This is a genomic window from Microbacterium sp. Cr-K20, from assembly GCF_000708325.1.
Classification (GTDB): Bacteria; Actinomycetota; Actinomycetes; order Actinomycetales; family Microbacteriaceae; genus Microbacterium.
The window spans coordinates 290,714-306,365 of record NZ_JARE01000047.1; the positions used below are offsets into that span (position 1 = coordinate 290,714).

A 15,652-nucleotide genomic window follows, 5' to 3' on the forward strand; every position below is an offset into this window, starting at 1 on the left:
ACTGAGCGACGAACGGAGTCGAAGTGACCACCCACGACATCCTTCAGAGGGGTTTGTACTACGAGGAGTTCGTGCTCGACGCCCGCTACCTGCACCGCCCCGGCCGCACGGCGACCGAGGCCGACAACGTGCTGTTCACGACGCTCACCATGAACACGCAGGCGCTGCACCTCGATGCGGCGTTCGCCGATGCGCAGGACCCGTTCCGTGCGCGGCTCATGAATTCGATGTGGACGCTGTCGACGATGGTCGGCGCCTCGGTCGCGCAGCTGACGCAGGGCACGCTGGTCGCACAGCTCGGGTTCGGCGACATCGTCTTCCCGCACCCGCTGTTCGCCGGTGACACCCTCTATACCGAGAGCGTCATCGTCGACAAACGGCTGTCGTCCTCACGCCCGGGTCAGGGCATCGTGAAGATCGCCCACACCGGACGCAATCAGGACGAGACGGTCGTGGCGACCGCAGTGAGGTCGGTTCTCGTCCACTGCCTCCCGGAAGGAGTCGCGAAGTGACTTTCGAACTCGGACCGGCCCTGCTGTTCTGCCCCGCGGACCGTCCGGAGCGCTTCCGCAAGGCTCAGGACCGGGCGGACGCGATCATCCTCGACCTCGAAGATGCCGTACTCCCGGAGGCGAAGGCCGTGGCGCGCCGGAACGTGATCGATGCGGACATCGACGCCGAGCGGGTTATCGTGCGCGTGAACGCTCCGGGCACCGAAGCGTTCACGGCCGACCTCGACGCACTCGCCGAGACGGACTTCCGCACGGTGATGGTGGCGAAGACGGAGAGCGCCGAGTGTCTCGATGCGTTCGACGAGCGGTACTCGCTGATCGCCCTGTGCGAGACCGCGCGCGGCATCCATGCGGCCGACCGGATCGCCGCGCACCCCCTGGTCACCGCGGTGATGTGGGGCGCAGAGGATCTCGTGGCGTCTCTCGGCGGAACCTCGTCGCGGAATGCTGAGGGCGGCTATCGGGATATCGCCCGCTATGCCCGTGCTCGTGTCCTCCTCGAGTCCGGCGCCCACGGCAAGGCGGCCATCGACGCGGTGCACATCGACATCGACGACGCCGAGGGGCTGCAACGCGAGGCGATGGACGCTGCGGCCTCGGGGTTCCATGCCACCGCCTGCATCCATCCGAACCAGGTGTCGGCGATCAGGGCCGCGTATCGGCCGGACGACGGTGCGGTGACCTGGGCGCGGGCGGTGCTCGCGGCTGCGGCCACGGAACGCGGCGTGTTCCGCTTCGAGGGACGGATGATCGACGAACCGGTGCTTCGGCACGCGCGATCGGTCGTCACCCGCGTCAGCTGATCAGAGGACCTTCGACTCCTCGAGGAGTCGAAGGTAACCGGGTGCCGCCACGAAGCGGTGTGCGGACCCGTTGCGCAGGACCTCCCCGTCGCGGGGAAGCGTCCCGCCGGAGACATGATCGATCACAGCGCGGATGACGCCGCCGTGTGCCACCACGAGCACCGATTCCGCTTGCGGGGCCGAGCGGCGCCGCGCTTCACGGGCGATCGCGTGGAGCGCAGCGATGGCACGCTCGCCGACCTGCTCCAAGGACTCCGCGCCCGGAACCTCGGCGTGCCAGTCGCCGTACGTCGAGATGTAGTCCTCGACGAGCATGCCTTCGCCGTCGCCGAACTCGCGCTCCCGGATGTCGGGAATGACACCGACCACCTCGAGTCCGAGCCTGTCGGCGATGATCTCGGCCGTCTCCTTGGCGCGCAGCAGCGGACTGGTGTACACCGCGTGATGCGTGCTGGCGGCGAGGGTCTCGGCTGCCCTCCGCGCGTCTTCTCGCCCGGTCTCGTTCAGCGGGATGTCGGTCGAACCCTGGATTCGTCGAGCGAGGTTCCAATCGGTCTGGCCATGGCGGATGAGGGTGAGGTGGGTCACGAGAGAAGTTCCTGGAGTGCGGGGAGCACGTCGCTGGTGCCTGCGGCGATGGTGACATCGGCCCAGGCATCCGCACGCGTCGGCTCGCGGTTGACGATGATCAGAGGGATGTTGCGGCGTCGGGCCCGCTCGACCAGCCGCACGCCGGAGTTCACGACGAGCGAGGAGCCGGCGACGATGAGGGCGGAGCTGGAGCGAAGCAGCGACTCTGCCGCACGGAAGCGGTCCAGCGGGACATACTCTCCGAAGAAGACGACATCGGGTTTCAGCATCCCGCCGCACACCGTGCACACCGGGACGATGAACCCCTCGGTGGATTCGGGGAGGACGTCGCCGTCTGGGGCGAGTGCCACATTCTCCGGAATGGTGATCCAGGGGTTTCGCTCCTCGATCTGCACCGCGATGTCACGGCGATCGAAGACCTGGCCGCACTGCAGGCAGAAGACGCGACGCATCGTGCCGTGCACCTCGATCACGTGCGAACTCCCGGCGCGCAGATGGAGTCCGTCGACGTTCTGGGTGATGACGCCCGAGACGTTCCCGGCAGTCTCGAGCTGTGCGACCGCGAGGTGACCGGCGTTGGGCTCTGCTCGCGCGAAAGCACGCCAGCCGAGGTGGCCACCGACCCAATAACGTCGTCGTGCCACCTCGTCGCCCAAGTAGGTCTGGATCGTCATCGGGTCGCTGCGGGTTCTGGCGCCCTCTCCGCGGTACGCGGGTATCCCCGAGTCAGTGGAGATGCCGGCGCCTGTCAAGAGGGCGATGCGCCTGTCACGCAGCAGCTCGGCGGCGTGGGCGATGGCGGCCGACAGCTCGGCGGTGTTCGAGACGCTCACAGGACCTCCTCGAGCGAGTCTACGGCGTGGCGAGATGCGACGGACTCAGCGAGCAGCTCGTCGACGGCGCACGGTGCGTCGGAGCGGGGGTGCGAGCAGTGGCAGAGTGGGACGCATGCGACTGGTGCCTGTGACCGATGCCGACGATCCGCGCCTCGACGACTACCGCGGGCTCACCGACACGGCGCTGCGCACCATCCGTGAACCGGTGGGCGGGCTGTACATCGCGGAGTCGACGAAGGTCATCGCCCGTGCGGTGGCAGCCGGGCATCGTCCGCGCTCTGTGCTGGTGCAGGAGCGCCGCGTGGAGGACATCCGTGGAATCGTCGGCGATCTCGACGTGCCCGTGTACGTCGTCCCTGACGATGTGGCGGAATCGGTGACCGGTTTCGCCGTGCACCGTGGAACGATCGCGTCGATGCACCGCCCGGAGCTGCCGACGGTTCGAGACGTGATCGACGGCGCCTCCGTCGTGCTCATCCTCGAGAACATCGGCGATCACACGAACGTCGGTGCCGCGTTCCGTGCGGCAGCCGGTCTCGGGGCAGACGCCGTGCTGGTGTCGCCCGGGGGAGCGGACCCGCTGTACCGACGCAGCGTGCGCGTAAGCATGGGGACGGTCTTCCAGGTCCCGTGGACGCGGATCACCGATTGGGATACAGCCGTCGAAGACCTCCATGCCGCGCATTTCGACATCGCAGCGCTGGCTCTGCGCGACGATGCGGTGACACTCGACGCCTACGTCGCCGACCGCCCCGAGCGCGTCGCCCTCGTCATGGGCTCGGAGGGCGACGGTCTCTCCCGCACGGTGATCGACAGTGCCGACACCGTCGTCACGATTCCGATGTCCGGTGGTGTCGACTCTCTCAACGTCGCCTCTGCAGCAGCCGTGGCGCTGTGGGCGGTGAAGGGCTGACCCCAGGTCAGTCCCGCGGCGGAAGGATGATCGGCGAGGGCTCAGGGCGCTTCGCGGCCAGGTTGTCGCCCGACGACTGGTGCCGCAGTCGACGAAGCACCCAGGGCATCAGGTGCTCGCGCGCCCACCCGAGGTCTTCGGATCGGGCCTCGCGCCAGGTCCGCAGCGGGTACGGCTCGGGCTGCATGGCCTCGAGGTCGTTCGGGACGTTCAGGGCACGGAGCGCCATGCGTGCGACCTCGTGGTGGCCGAGCGCGTTGTAGTGCAACCGGTCGTCGTCGAAGAACCGCATGTCCTGCACGACCTTGAGCGCCCACTGGTCCGCGACGATGCAGTCGTGGCGCTCGGCGATCGCGCGGATGTTCTCGTTGTAGATGGCCACCTTTCCGCGGAAGGCGCGGAAAACCGGCGTGAAACCGGTGTCGATGCCCGTGAACAGGAGGACGGCCGCTCCCGTCGATGACAGCCGCGCCACGGCATCCTCGAGCTGACTCGCGATGGCGTCGGGGTCGGTGCCAGGGCGGATCACATCGTTGCCCCCGGCACAGATCGAGATGAGGTCGGGACGCAGCGCGACGGCCGGTTCGATCTGCTCGGCGACGATCTGCGCGATGAGCTTCCCGCGGACGGCGAGATTCGCGTAGGCGAAGTCGTCCACCTGAGCGGCGAGGACCTCAGCCACCCGATCGGCCCAGCCGCGGTGGCTGCCGGGGTGCGCCGGATCCGGGTCTCCGATGCCCTCCGTGAACGAGTCTCCGACGGCGACGAAACGTCGCCACGGGTGTGCGGTCTCGTTGGGGATGTACGGGGTCCGAGTCGAATCCTGGTCGGTCATCCAGCTCTCCTTCGCGAACGTCTGCCGAGGCGGCGGTGGCCGCAGCGCAGTGACCGAGCCTACCCGCACGCGCCGGCCCGAGGGAGGGGCGCGCGCGAGAAGCGCGGCACGTGCGCCAGTGTCCGCAGCACCGATTATCGTGGAGTCGATGCTCTCTCCGTCCTTTCCCCAGCGTGCCCCTTGGGGAACCGCAAGCAAGCTGCGCGCCTGGCAACAGGAGGCGCTGGAACAGTACTTCGAAGCCGATCAGCGAGACTTCCTCGTCGCGGCGACACCCGGTGCAGGCAAGACCACCTTCGCCCTCACCCTCGCGGTCGAGCTCATGCGCATCGGCGAAGTGAACCGCATCATCGTGGTGGCGCCGACCGAGCACCTCAAGACGCAGTGGGCGGATGCCGCGGCGCGCGTGCACATCCGGCTCGACCCGCGATTCCGCAACAGCGACTGGGCGCCGGCACGTCACTACCACGGTGCCGTCGTCACCTACGCGCAGGTGGCTGCGAAGTCGTCCGTGCATCGGCATCTGACGGAAGACGCCAAGACACTCGTGGTGCTCGACGAGGTCCATCACGGTGGGGACGCGCTGAGCTGGGGCGACGCCATCCGCGACGCCTATGGCCCCGCGAAACGCCGACTGCTGCTCTCCGGAACGCCGTTCCGCAGCGACACAGCGCCGATCCCGTTCGTGGAGTACCACCCCGACGAATCCGGCGCACGCGTCTCGCGCACCGACTACAACTACGGCTACGGCCGTGCCCTCGCCGATGGGGTCGTGCGCCCCGTGCTCTTCCACATGTACGCGGGCAAGATGCGCTGGCGCACCACCACCGGCGATGAACTCGAGACGCACCTCGGCCAGGACAACACGAAGGACGTGACGTCGCAGGCCTGGCGCACGGCGCTCGACCCCGAAGGCGAGTGGATGCCGGCCGTGCTGTCGGCCGCAGATCGCCGCCTCACCGAGATCCGCCACCATGTTCCGGACGCCGGCGGCCTCGTGCTCGCCACCGATCAGACGGTCGCGCGCGCGTACGCGAAGATCCTGCACAGCATCACGGGGCAGCAGCCGACGATCGTGCTCTCCGATGACGCGACCGCCTCGGAGCGCATCGAGAAGTTCAGCGCGAACGACTCCCGCTGGATGGTCGCGGTCCGCATGGTGTCGGAGGGCGTCGACGTACCGCGACTCGCGGTCGGTGTGTACGCGACGTCGTCGTCCACCCCACTCTTCTTCGCACAGGCGATCGGCCGATTCGTGCGGGCCCGTCGTCGGGGCGAGGCCGCCAGCGTGTTCCTGCCACAGGTGCCCGTGCTCATGGGTCTGGCGAACGAGATGGACAAGCAGCGAGACCATGCGCTCGACCGCCAGTCCAAGGAAGAAGACGGACTCGACGACTCCCTGCTCGAAAGCGCCAACCGCGAAGAGGAGACCTCGGATGCGTTGACGCAGGAGTTCAGCTACCAGGCGCTCTCCTCGGTCGCGCACTTCGACCGCGTCGTCTTCGAGGGCCAGGAGTTCGGCCAGCTGGCTGAGCCCGGCACCCCTGAGGAGGAGGAGTTCATCGGTTTCCCGGGTCTTCTCGAACCCGAGCACGTGCACGAGCTGCTCATGCAGCGCCAGTCGCGTCAGTCCCGGTTGAGAGAGGCGCGCGAGGCGTCCACCGGGCCGACGGAGACGACGACGCTTCCGCCGCCTCTCCATCGCACCCTCAAGGAGCAGCGTCAGCTCCTGAACAGTCTGGTGGGCCTCTATGCCCGGCAGAGAGGCGAGCCGCACGGAGCGGTGCATGCCGAGCTCCGACGTATCTGCGGCGGACCGGCGGTGGCGCAGGCGACCGTGACACAGCTGCAGTCGCGTATCGAGGTCCTGCGCAAGCGCGTACGCTCCTGAGCGATCGTCTGCCGGCCTTGTTCGGCGGCCGTGCTTCGGATCCCCGAAATGCTGTCAATCCGCGTCTGAGCGCGGTCGCGTCGAGCCTCCGAGGCTAGCGTTGAACGGTTGCCCTCGCATCGGGCACCGGACACCTGGAGGATCCATGACAGCGCCTGCTGCCGCCGACCCGACCCCTGCTGATCGCAAGCGATGGGCCCGCTACCTCGTCGAGGAACGCGCCGAGGGCGCCGTGTATCAGAAGCTCGCGGCACGCCGCACGGGGGAGGAGCGGGAGATCCTCCTGAGGCTCGCCGACGCCGAGCGCCGCCACGAGCAGCACTGGCTCGACCTTCTCGGGGCCGAGCCCGCACGGTTGCCGCGCGCCGGCTTCCGCTCCCGGCTGCTCGGTTGGATGGCGGGCCGCTTCGGGTCCATCTTCGTGCTCGCGCTCGCGCAGAGCGCCGAGGCGCGCTCGCCCTACGATTCCGAGCAGTACGCGACCCCGGCGATGCGCGCCGACGAGAAGGTGCACTACGAGGTCGTCCGCGGACTCGCCGCGCGGGGGCGGAGGCGGCTCTCCGGGTCGTTCCGCGCCGCCGTCTTCGGCGCCAACGACGGTCTCGTGAGCAACCTCGCGCTGGTGCTCGGCATCGGTGCGACCGGGGTCAGTTCCGGATTCGTCCTCTTCAGCGGCATCGCCGGGCTCCTGGCCGGCGCGCTGTCGATGGGGGCGGGGGAGTTCGTGTCGGTGCGTTCGCAGCGCGAGCTGCTGGCCGCGACAGAGGCGAATGAGGACGCTCATGCTGCAGCCGGCGACCTCGACATCGACGAGAACGAACTCGCGCTCGTGTATCGGGCGCGTGGCATGGATCAGGAGGAATCGCTGTCGCGCGCGCGACGGATCGTCGCGGCGGCGCAGGCGGGCGTCAGCCGTGCGGCGACCGGGCCTGTGAACATCCAGGCTGGAGGCGATCACGAGATCGTCGGAAGCGATTGGACGGCGGCGATCTCGAGCTTCCTTCTGTTCGCCTCAGGCGCGATCATCCCGGTCCTGCCCTGGATCTTCGGGCTCCACGGCACGGCCGCGATCATCGTCGCCCTGGTCCTGGTCGGCGTCGCACTGCTGAGCACCGGCGCGATGGTCGGCGTGCTCTCCGGCGGCCCGCCCCTGCGTCGGGCCCTCCGTCAGCTCGCGATCGGGTTCGGCGCCGCCGCGATCACCTATGTTCTGGGCCTGGTGTTCGGCGTCGGGGCCGTCTGAGTCCGGGGCGCGTGCTGCGGGGCCGGTCAGGGAGCCGGCTCCGCAGGTCCGACGGCAGGCAACGAAGAAGGCCCCGGATCTGTGGGATCCGGGGCCTTCTTGTACCTGTGCGCGGAGGGGGACTTGAACCCCCACGCCCTTACGGGCACTACGACCTCAACGTAGCGCGTCTACCATTCCGCCACCCGCGCAGGTTTTGGATGATCGTTGCCGACCGAAGAATGACATTACCACGTTCCCCGCGGCCTCTCGAACCGAGCGGTACGCCCGGGCGTGGCTCGCCGTTTCGATAGCCTGGAGCACATGACCGATCCCTCTCTTCCCGAGGTCGTGCGCATCGCCAGCGACCTCATCCGCTTCGACACATCCAACTTCGGTGGAGGGAATGCGAAGGGCGAGCGTGAGGCTGCGGAGTACGTGGGCGCCTACCTCGAGGAGCTCGGGCTGGAGGTCGAGTACTACGAGCCGATCGAGCGCCGTACCAACGTGATGGCCCGTGTTCCGGGCCGCGATCGGACCAAACCCGCACTCGTCGTGCATGGACATCTCGACGTCGTGCCCGCGATGGCCGACGACTGGAGCGTCGATCCGTTCGCCGGCCTCGTCCAGGACGGCATGCTGTGGGGACGCGGCGCCGTGGACATGAAGAACATGAACGCGATGATCCTCACCTCCGTCGCCGAGATCCTGCGGGCGGGGGAGCAGCCGGAGCGCGACCTCATCCTGGCGTTCTTCGCCGACGAAGAGAACGGGGGCGTCGAAGGTTCGGCTCTCGTCGTCCAGAATCGTCCGGAGTGGTTCGAAGGAGCCACGGCCGCGATCAGCGAGGTCGGGGGCTACTCGATCACCGTGGACGATCGGCGTGCGTACCTGCTGCAGGTCGGCGAGAAGGCGCTGATCTGGATCCGCCTGGTGGCGAAGGGTCGTGCGGGTCACGGCAGCCGCCTGCACGATGACAATGCCGTGACGAAGCTCTCGGAGGCGGTCGCGGCGATCGGGCGCACACGCTGGCCGATCCGTCTGACGCCGACGACCACGGCACTGCTGGAGGGACTCAGCGCATTGAGCGGGCGCAGTGCCGACGACCCCGATGCCCTCGCCGCTGCCGCTGGCCCCGCGGAGGCGTTCCTGAGGTCGTCGTTCCGGACCACCACGAATCCCACGGCTCTGACTGCTGGATACAAGCACAACGTGATCCCGGAGCGTGCCGAGGCACTCATTGATGTCCGCGTCATCCCCGGGACCGAAGACGATGTGCTCGCCGAGTTGCAGCAGATCGTCGGTGACGACATCGAGATTCAGACGGTCGTCCGTGACATCGGCATGGAGACACCGTTCGAGGGCGAACTCGTCGAGGCGATGGTCGCCAGCATCGGACGGCATGACCCCGGCGTGCCGGTGATCCCCTACCTCCTGGGCGCCGGCACCGACAACAAGGCGCTGGCCTACCTGGGCATCACCGGGTACGGCTTCGCGCCGTTGAAGCTCCCCGCCGACTTGGACTTCACAGGCATGTTCCACGGAGTCGATGAACGAGTACCCGTAGAATCGCTTGTCTTCGGCCAGCGGGTGCTGGCCGATCTGCTGCGCACGTACTGAGCGCCGCCCGCTCCGTGCCGTCTGACACCGAAAGCCTCTCCATGCACCTGCTCGAAGCATTGATCCTGGGTATCGTCCAGGGACTCACCGAGTTCCTCCCGATCTCCTCCAGCGCCCACCTCCGCATCCTCGGCACGTTCCTCCCGTCGGGCGAGGACCCGGGTGCGGCGTTCACCGCGATCACTCAGATCGGTACCGAGGCCGCGGTCGTCGTGTTCTTCTGGCGCGACATCGTCCGCATTATCGGCCAGTGGTTCCGCTCACTCGTCGGCAAGGCGCCGCGCAATGATCCCGATGCACGGATGGGCTGGATGATCATCATCGGCAGCATCCCGATCGTGGTGCTCGGGCTGCTCTTCCAGGACCAGATCGAGACTGTGCTCCGCTCGATGTGGATCGTCGCGATCATGCTCATCGTCTTCGGCATCCTGCTCGGTGTCGCCGACCACGTGGGGGCGAAGCGCCGGAAGTTGAACGACCTCACGTACCCGCACGGCATCGCCTTCGGATTCGCGCAGGCACTGGCGCTGATCCCGGGCGTCTCCCGCTCGGGCGGCACCATCACGATGGGGCTCTTCCTCGGTTACGAGCGCGCCGCTGCCGCCCGCTACGCCTTCCTGCTCGCGATCCCCGCGGTGTTCGGCAGTGGCTTCTACCAGGTGTTCAAGAGCTGGGACGAGCCGTCGTTCTTCTCGTTCGGCGACACGCTCGCGGCGACGGGCATCGCGTTCGTGGTGGCGCTCGGCGTCATCGCGTTCTTCATGAACTGGATCTCGAAGCGCAGCTTCCTGCCGTTCGTGATCTACCGGATCCTGCTCGGCACCGTGCTCCTGGTCCTACTCGGTACCGGTGTGATCGCGGCCTGACCCGGACTCAGCGCTTGCGGTCTCCTGGACCGTCATCGCGACGGCGGAGATACCGCTCGAATGCCTGCGCGATCGCATCGCCGGACGCCTCGGGGGAGTCCCACGTGTCGCGCGTGCGCTCGAGCTGACGGATGTACTCGGCCATGTCTTCGTCCTCCGACGCGGCCGCATCGATCGAAGCCTCCCAGGCCGCGGCCTCGGTGCGCAGCGTCTGGCGATCCACGTCGGCACCGGTCAGCTCCTCGAGCCGGTCGAGCAGGGCGAGAGTCACCTTCGGCGAGGGCGTCGCCGACGCGACGTAATGCGGCACGCTGGCCCATAGGCTGGCGGTGGGGATCCCCGCGTTCTCGGCGAAGTGCTCGATGACGGAAAGGATGCCGACAGGGCCCTCGTAGAGCGAGCGCTCGAGGTCGTGAGCTTCCCGCACCTGCTCGTTCTGGCTGGAGGCGAAGATCGAGATCGGCCGGGTGTGGGGGACGTCCGAGAGCATCGCGCCGAGGGTGACGAGTCCGGTGATGTCATCGCGCAGAGCCACGTCGATGAACTCCGAGGCGAACGCCTGCCAGGTTCGCGCGGGCTCCGCGCCGGTGAGCAGCCAGAACTCGGGTCCCGGCCCCGGATCGCGGGGACGCCACAGCCCGGCCTCCGGCCATGTCAGTCGACGTCGCCCCTCGGCGTCCATCCGGCTCGACGGTCGCGTGTACTGGTAATCGAAGTACAGCTCGGGATCGACGGAGTGCACGAGGTCGTACTCCGATGAAGCCCGCAGCGCCTCGATGGCGCCACTCGCCGCTTCACCCGCATCGTTCCAGCCGTCGAAGGCGGCGATGACGATGCGCTGACCGAGAACATCCATCGTGTGCTCCCTTCGAGATCGTGGACGAGATCCTTCCAGGCTAGTCCGCGACGGCGGGATGCGGGCGGTACCCCGGCTAGCATGGGTTCAGTGAGCAGAAAGCCCAGCGCGGTCCTGTGGGACATGGATGGAACACTCGTCGACACCGAACCCTATTGGATGGCGGCCGAGACGGCGCTGGTCGAATCCTTCGGCGGATCGTGGAGTCACGAGGATGCGCTGCAGCTCGTCGGAAGCGGCCTGCTCGACAGCGCGGTGATCCTCCAGGGGGCCGGCGTCACGATGGAGGCCCAGGCGATCGTCGACCATTTGACCGACGCCGTGCAGGATTCGCTCCGCACCAGTGGCGTGCCGTTCCGCCCGGGAGCTCGCGAACTCCTGAGCGACCTTCGGAGCGCGGGAATTCCGACGGGTCTCGTGACGATGTCCCTGCGGAGGATGGCGCTGAGCGTCGTCGATCTGATCGACTTCGAGGCGTTCGACCTCGTCGTGGCCGGGGACGATGTGGACAACCCGAAGCCGCACCCGGAGCCCTACCTGCAGGCAGCGGCCCTCCTCGACGTCGACATCGCCGATGTGATCGTCATCGAGGATTCGCCGACCGGCGTCCGCGCCGGACTCGCCTCGGGCGCGCTGACGCTCGCCGTGCCGCACATCGTGCCGCTCGACCACCTCGGGGCGCACGAGCTGTGGACGACGCTCGCCGGAAGGAATACCGGCGACCTCACCGATCTCTTCGACAGCATCAACGCCCGGACAGGAGCACCCCGATGACCGAGAGCCGCGTACCGAGGCCGAGTGGTCCTTTCCGACCAGGCGATCGAGTGCAGCTGACCGGTCCGAAGGGCCGCCTGCACACGGTGACGCTCCGCGAGGACGGGGAGCTGCACACGCACCAGGGCGTGCTGCGCCATCGTGACCTGATCGGCCTTCCCGACGGCTCCGTCGTGGCCAACAGCTCCGGACACGACTACCTGGCGCTCCGTCCCCTGCTGAGGGACTTCGCGATGTCGATGCCCCGCGGTGCAGCGATCGTGTACCCGAAAGATGCGGCGCAGATCGTGATGCAGGCCGACATCTTCCCCGGAGCGACGGTCGTCGAGGCCGGGGTCGGATCCGGGGCGCTCTCCCTTTCGCTCCTGCGGGCCGTCGGCCCGGTGGGAAACCTGATCTCGTTCGAACGCCGCGAGGACTTCGCCGACGTCGCCCGCGGCAACGTCGAGACGTTCTTCGGCGAACACCCCGACACCTGGCGCGTCGTCGTGGGCGACCTCGTCGAGTCGCTCCCGAATGAGGTGCCGGCCGGCACCGTCGACCGGGTGGTACTGGACATGCTCGCTCCCTGGGAGTGCATGGATGCCGTCGCCGATGCGCTCACCCCCGGCGGTGTTGTCCTCTGCTACGTGGCCACGGCGACGCAGCTGTCGCGTGTCGCGGAGTACATCCGAGGCACCGGGCTCTTCACCGAGCCGGATGCCTCCGAGACGATGGTCCGCGGGTGGCATGTCGAGGGGCTCGCCGTGCGTCCGGATCACCGCATGGTCGCTCACACCGGGTTCCTGCTGACGGCGCGACGACTCGCGCCGGGCGCCGTCGCGCCTTCGGTAAAGCGACGCGCTTCCAAGAGCAGCTACGGCGACGAGGATGTCGAGGCATGGACCCCTGGAGCCGTGGGCGACCGGGAGATCAGTGACAAGAACCTGCGCAAGCGGGCGCGGGAGGCCGAGAAGGCTGCCGAGGGGGCACGCCTTGCTGCGGCGTCGCGCGATTCAGGGCACGCGACGGAATAGACTGGAGCGCGTGCGTAAAACGTCCGCCGTTCTGGCCTCCCTCAGCCTTGCCGTCCTCGCTCTGACCGGCTGCACCGCCGCGGCACCCGATGGCGGCGTCGCGTGTGATCGCGGGGCCGGATCGAACGAGATCCGTGACGCCGTGACCGTGGAAGGCGACGTCGGGTCGACGCCGGACGTGAGCGTGTTCAGCCCGCTGCACCTCAAGGAGACCGCTTTCGCCGACACGACGGTGGGCGACGGCCGGAAGATCCTCGACAACGCGCAGGCTCTCGTGGTGGAGCTCTCGATCTTCAGCGGTGAGACCGGCAAGCAGGTCTACTCGACCTCATACGACGAGTCCAAGGGGCAGGTCTCCACGGCCGACTACTGGGCGACGCAGTCGCCCGGGCTCGAGTCGGTGTTCGAGTGCGCGACGGAAGGGTCCCGGATCGTCGCCGCACTCACCCCGGAAGACTTCGGTGCCAACAACCTCGAAGGGTTCGGTCTCGCGGCCGACGACAACGCGGTGTTCGTCATCGACGTGGTCGATGTGTTCCTCTCCCGCGCCGAGGGTTCCCTGCAATTCAACGACGCGAAGGGCATGCCGACCGTGGTGCGCGCTCCTGATGGCACGCCGGGCGTCATCATTCCGGATAGCGCCGCACCCACGGAGCAGGTTGTCCAGACCCTCATCAAGGGCGACGGTGATGAGGTCGAAGCGGGCCAGATCCCCCTCCTGAACGTGATGGCTGTGGGCTGGGATGACAAGAAGGTCATCAACAGCACGTGGGGCCAGGGACCGACCGGTGATCTCTCGACCTCGGCACCGACCGTCGCAGAGGCGCTCGTCGGCGAGACCGTGGGCTCGCAGATCCTCGTCGTGACCCCGGCAGGTGACGCCGGTCCTGCCGTGGCGTACGTCGTCGACATCCTGGGCGCAGTCACGGCGCCGACGCAGTGATGGCCAGTCGGATCCCCGCGGAAGAGCGCCTGACGAATCTCGTCGTGGCGCTGATGGCCACGGAGATCGGGCTGACCAAGCAGCAGATCCTCGACAACGTCTCCGGATATCGGCAGCGAGCGGATGCGGGCACGCGCTCCGACGCGCTGGAGAAGATGTTCGAGCGGGACAAAGACGAGTTGCGCACCCTCGGCGTGCCGATCGAGACGATCGGAGACGCGGCTGATCCGAACGACCTCCGAGAAGCCCGCTACCGTATTCCGCAAGCGGAATACGACCTTCCCGGTGACATCGAGTTCTCCGCCGCAGAAATGGCCGTGTTGCAGCTGGCCGGGAGCGTCTGGAGCGCGGAGTCCGTCTCTGGCGACGCGCAATCGGGCGTCCGCAAGATCCGTGCCCTGGGCATCGACGGGGACGAGCCGATCATCGGCTTCGCGCCGCGCATCACCGCCCGCGACGCCGCCTTCGCGCCGCTCCAGGATGCGATCGAGCGGTGCCGCGTCGTCGCCTTCGATTATCTGAAGCCCGGGGAGGATGCGCCTCGGCGGCGGCGGATCCGTCCGTTGGCACTGGTCGACTACGAGGCCCGGTGGCACGTGTTCGGCATCGACGTGGACGTCGAGGAGGACAGGACGTTCCTGCTCAGTCGCATCGTGGGCGCCGTCAAGGTGAGCCCCACGACCTTCGACTCCGCGCTCCGTGACGGAGCGGGGGAGCGGGCGCTCTCCGGCCTGGAGCGCGTGGCGGCTGCGAACTCGGCTCTGCTGGAGGTGACGCCCGGCACCGAGGCAGCACTGCGGCTCGGGCGTCGTGCGACGTCGGCGCCGCAGGGAATCCGCGTCCCGTTCGTCGACCTGCACATCTTCGCCGATGAGCTCGCCTCCTACGGACCCGAGGTGCGGGTGGTCGAACCGGTCGCGTTGCGCGATGCGGTCATCGAGCGGCTGCGAGCGGTCGTCGAATCGCACACCGATCAGGCGGAGGCGTCATGAGCGCGAAGTCCAAGCCGTTGCTCGCAGCCGACCGCGTCCGCCTCTACCTCACTCTTGTGCCGTACCTGCTCGAGCACGGCCAGGTGTCTCTCACCGAAGCCGCAGGGGAATTCGGCGTGACGCCGCAGGAGATGCGCGGCATGGTCGAGAAGCTGACGGTGATCGGACTCCCCGGGGAATCCGGTTATTGGCAGCAGCCGCAGGAGATGTTCGACATCAACTGGGATCTGCTCGACCTCGAGGACGTCATCGAGATCACCAACGACGTGGCCCTGCGTCGAGTTCCGCGCTTCACCGCCCGTGAGGCGGCGGCGCTCCTCGCCGGACTGCAGATGGTCGCAGCGGTTCCGGCCGTCTCGGACTCTGGGCTCGTCGCCGGGCTCATCTCGAAGCTGTCCCGCGGTGCCGCGGATGCTCCCGCCGAGGTGGTCGTCGCGCCGAGCGCCGTCGACGAGGTGCGCGAAGCCGTCGCTCGGGGGCTGCACGAGGGCGTCGCGATCGCCTTCACCTATCAGGCTCCGGATGCCGCGCCGACGACCAGAACGGTCGACCCGATGCAGATCCTCATCACGAACGGCCAGTGGTATCTGCAGGGGTGGTGCCATATGCGGCAGGCGATGAGGACGTTCCATCTCGACCGCGTCAGCGCACCGACCCTCACCGACATCCCGATCACCCACGGCGGTGAACACGTTCCCGAGGCTTTCGCCGGTCTCGACGACGAGCGCGAGGTCACCGTGCGTGTGCCGGAGCGCCTCGCCCCCCTTTTGAGCGGCTTCGTTCCCACCGGGCAACCCGACGTGGTCGACGGGGCGGTGACCACCACGCTCCACCTCGCCGATCCGCGCGGCGTCAAGAGGCTCGCCGGGCGATTCGGCGGCGCGATGGAGGTGTTGGAGCCGGGTATCGCCCGATCCGCCACGCGGGACTGGGCCGCGTCGGGACTCGCGCTGTATCGCCGCCCCGATGCCGAGCATTGATC

At 68.1% G+C, this 15,652-nt stretch carries 16 protein-coding genes and 1 tRNA gene; 12 read left to right on the plus strand and 5 right to left on the minus strand.

The window, feature by feature from the left end; genetic code table 11:
• The first annotated feature begins 23 nt into the window (after positions 1–23).
• Both GZ67_RS0109575 and GZ67_RS0109580 read left to right on the plus strand, forming a co-directional pair.
• Positions 24–512, plus strand: a complete 489-nt coding sequence (locus GZ67_RS0109575) for a MaoC family dehydratase (RefSeq protein WP_029263418.1) — start codon at positions 24–26, stop codon at positions 510–512.
• Positions 509–1,315, plus strand: coding sequence for an HpcH/HpaI aldolase/citrate lyase family protein (locus GZ67_RS0109580; protein WP_029263417.1), 807 nt, complete (start codon positions 509–511; stop codon positions 1,313–1,315). Before GZ67_RS0109575 ends, GZ67_RS0109580 begins: the two co-directional genes overlap by 4 nt.
• Here the strand turns inward: GZ67_RS0109580 and GZ67_RS0109585 are convergent, their stop codons facing one another.
• Entirely contained in the window at positions 1,316–1,903 is a 588-nt protein-coding gene (locus GZ67_RS0109585) for a histidine phosphatase family protein (protein WP_029263416.1), read from the minus strand.
• Positions 1,900–2,739, minus strand: coding sequence for a Sir2 family NAD-dependent protein deacetylase (locus GZ67_RS0109590; RefSeq protein ID WP_029263415.1), 840 nt, complete (start codon positions 2,737–2,739; stop codon positions 1,900–1,902). Before GZ67_RS0109590 ends, GZ67_RS0109585 begins: the two co-directional genes overlap by 4 nt.
• 115 nt (positions 2,740–2,854) lie before the next feature.
• Between GZ67_RS0109590 and GZ67_RS0109595 the strand changes: the two genes are divergently transcribed.
• A complete protein-coding gene (locus GZ67_RS0109595; RefSeq protein WP_029263414.1) occupies positions 2,855–3,655 on the plus strand; it encodes a TrmH family RNA methyltransferase in 801 nt (266 codons plus the stop codon).
• A 7-nt stretch (positions 3,656–3,662) separates the two neighbouring features.
• Here GZ67_RS0109595 and GZ67_RS0109600 read toward each other — a convergent pair whose 3' ends face one another.
• On the minus strand, positions 3,663–4,490 hold the full coding sequence (locus tag GZ67_RS0109600) for an SGNH/GDSL hydrolase family protein (RefSeq protein WP_029263413.1): 828 nt from the start codon (positions 4,488–4,490) through the stop codon (positions 3,663–3,665).
• Positions 4,491–4,638: 148 nt separating this feature from the next.
• On the opposite strand from GZ67_RS0109600, the gene GZ67_RS0109605 reads away from it, so the two are divergent.
• Together GZ67_RS0109605 and GZ67_RS0109610 are read left to right on the plus strand one after the other, a co-directional pair.
• Positions 4,639–6,381, plus strand: coding sequence for a DEAD/DEAH box helicase (locus tag GZ67_RS0109605; RefSeq protein WP_029263412.1), 1,743 nt, complete (start codon positions 4,639–4,641; stop codon positions 6,379–6,381).
• A gap of 145 nt (positions 6,382–6,526) precedes the next feature.
• Complete coding sequence (locus GZ67_RS0109610) at positions 6,527–7,624, plus strand: VIT1/CCC1 transporter family protein (protein WP_029263411.1); 1,098 nt, start codon at positions 6,527–6,529, stop codon at positions 7,622–7,624.
• Between the two features lie 108 nt (positions 7,625–7,732).
• Here GZ67_RS0109610 and GZ67_RS0109615 read toward each other — a convergent pair.
• Positions 7,733–7,815 (minus strand) — tRNA-Leu (locus GZ67_RS0109615).
• Positions 7,816–7,927: 112 nt separating this feature from the next.
• Here GZ67_RS0109615 and GZ67_RS0109620 point away from each other — a divergent pair.
• The gene (locus GZ67_RS0109620) at positions 7,928–9,223 is read left to right on the plus strand and encodes a M20/M25/M40 family metallo-hydrolase (protein ID WP_029263410.1); all 1,296 of its coding nucleotides are present in this window, start codon (positions 7,928–7,930) and stop codon (positions 9,221–9,223) included.
• 41 nt (positions 9,224–9,264) lie between these two features.
• Positions 9,265–10,089, plus strand: coding sequence for an undecaprenyl-diphosphate phosphatase (locus GZ67_RS0109625; RefSeq protein ID WP_029263409.1), 825 nt, complete (start codon positions 9,265–9,267; stop codon positions 10,087–10,089).
• 7 nt (positions 10,090–10,096) lie between these two features.
• Here GZ67_RS0109625 and GZ67_RS0109630 read toward each other — a convergent pair whose 3' ends face one another.
• Complete coding sequence (locus tag GZ67_RS0109630; protein WP_029263408.1) at positions 10,097–10,945, minus strand: PAC2 family protein; 849 nt, start codon at positions 10,943–10,945, stop codon at positions 10,097–10,099.
• Between the two features lie 81 nt (positions 10,946–11,026).
• Between GZ67_RS0109630 and GZ67_RS0109635 the strand changes: the two genes are divergently transcribed.
• From GZ67_RS0109635 to GZ67_RS0109655, 5 genes are read left to right on the plus strand one after another with little or no spacing between them, the layout of a single operon-like run.
• A complete protein-coding gene (locus GZ67_RS0109635) occupies positions 11,027–11,719 on the plus strand; it encodes an HAD family hydrolase (RefSeq protein WP_374956806.1) in 693 nt (230 codons plus the stop codon).
• A complete protein-coding gene (locus GZ67_RS0109640; protein WP_029263406.1) occupies positions 11,716–12,735 on the plus strand; it encodes a tRNA (adenine-N1)-methyltransferase in 1,020 nt (339 codons plus the stop codon). The genes GZ67_RS0109635 and GZ67_RS0109640 overlap by 4 nt, the downstream gene beginning before the upstream one ends.
• A gap of 10 nt (positions 12,736–12,745) precedes the next feature.
• Positions 12,746–13,678 carry a hypothetical protein gene (locus GZ67_RS0109645; RefSeq protein WP_029263405.1) on the plus strand — a complete coding sequence of 311 codons (933 nt, stop codon included), beginning with the start codon at positions 12,746–12,748 and terminating at the stop codon, positions 13,676–13,678.
• Positions 13,678–14,670, plus strand: coding sequence for a helix-turn-helix transcriptional regulator (locus GZ67_RS0109650; protein WP_029263404.1), 993 nt, complete (start codon positions 13,678–13,680; stop codon positions 14,668–14,670). Before GZ67_RS0109645 ends, GZ67_RS0109650 begins: the two co-directional genes overlap by 1 nt.
• Complete coding sequence (locus GZ67_RS0109655; protein ID WP_029263403.1) at positions 14,667–15,650, plus strand: helix-turn-helix transcriptional regulator; 984 nt, start codon at positions 14,667–14,669, stop codon at positions 15,648–15,650. Before GZ67_RS0109650 ends, GZ67_RS0109655 begins: the two co-directional genes overlap by 4 nt.
• Positions 15,651–15,652: the final 2 nt, after the last annotated feature.

What these genes read in the sequence shown, in the direction of transcription:
- GZ67_RS0109595 (WP_029263414.1), top strand. Translation starts at nt 2,855, where the DNA reads ATGCGACTGGTGCCTGTGACCGATGCCGACGATCCGCGCCTCGACGAC.
- GZ67_RS0109600 (WP_029263413.1), bottom strand. Translation starts at nt 4,490, where the DNA reads ATGACCGACCAGGATTCGACTCGGACCCCGTACATCCCCAACGAGACC.
- GZ67_RS0109605 (WP_029263412.1), top strand. Translation starts at nt 4,639, where the DNA reads ATGCTCTCTCCGTCCTTTCCCCAGCGTGCCCCTTGGGGAACCGCAAGC.
- GZ67_RS0109610 (WP_029263411.1), top strand. Translation starts at nt 6,527, where the DNA reads ATGACAGCGCCTGCTGCCGCCGACCCGACCCCTGCTGATCGCAAGCGA.
- GZ67_RS0109620 (WP_029263410.1), top strand. Translation starts at nt 7,928, where the DNA reads ATGACCGATCCCTCTCTTCCCGAGGTCGTGCGCATCGCCAGCGACCTC.
- GZ67_RS0109625 (WP_029263409.1), top strand. Translation starts at nt 9,265, where the DNA reads ATGCACCTGCTCGAAGCATTGATCCTGGGTATCGTCCAGGGACTCACC.
- GZ67_RS0109630 (WP_029263408.1), bottom strand. Translation starts at nt 10,945, where the DNA reads ATGGATGTTCTCGGTCAGCGCATCGTCATCGCCGCCTTCGACGGCTGG.
- GZ67_RS0109635 (WP_374956806.1), top strand. Translation starts at nt 11,027, where the DNA reads ATGGGTTCAGTGAGCAGAAAGCCCAGCGCGGTCCTGTGGGACATGGAT.
- GZ67_RS0109640 (WP_029263406.1), top strand. Translation starts at nt 11,716, where the DNA reads ATGACCGAGAGCCGCGTACCGAGGCCGAGTGGTCCTTTCCGACCAGGC.
- GZ67_RS0109650 (WP_029263404.1), top strand. Translation starts at nt 13,678, where the DNA reads ATGGCCAGTCGGATCCCCGCGGAAGAGCGCCTGACGAATCTCGTCGTG.
- GZ67_RS0109655 (WP_029263403.1), top strand. Translation starts at nt 14,667, where the DNA reads ATGAGCGCGAAGTCCAAGCCGTTGCTCGCAGCCGACCGCGTCCGCCTC.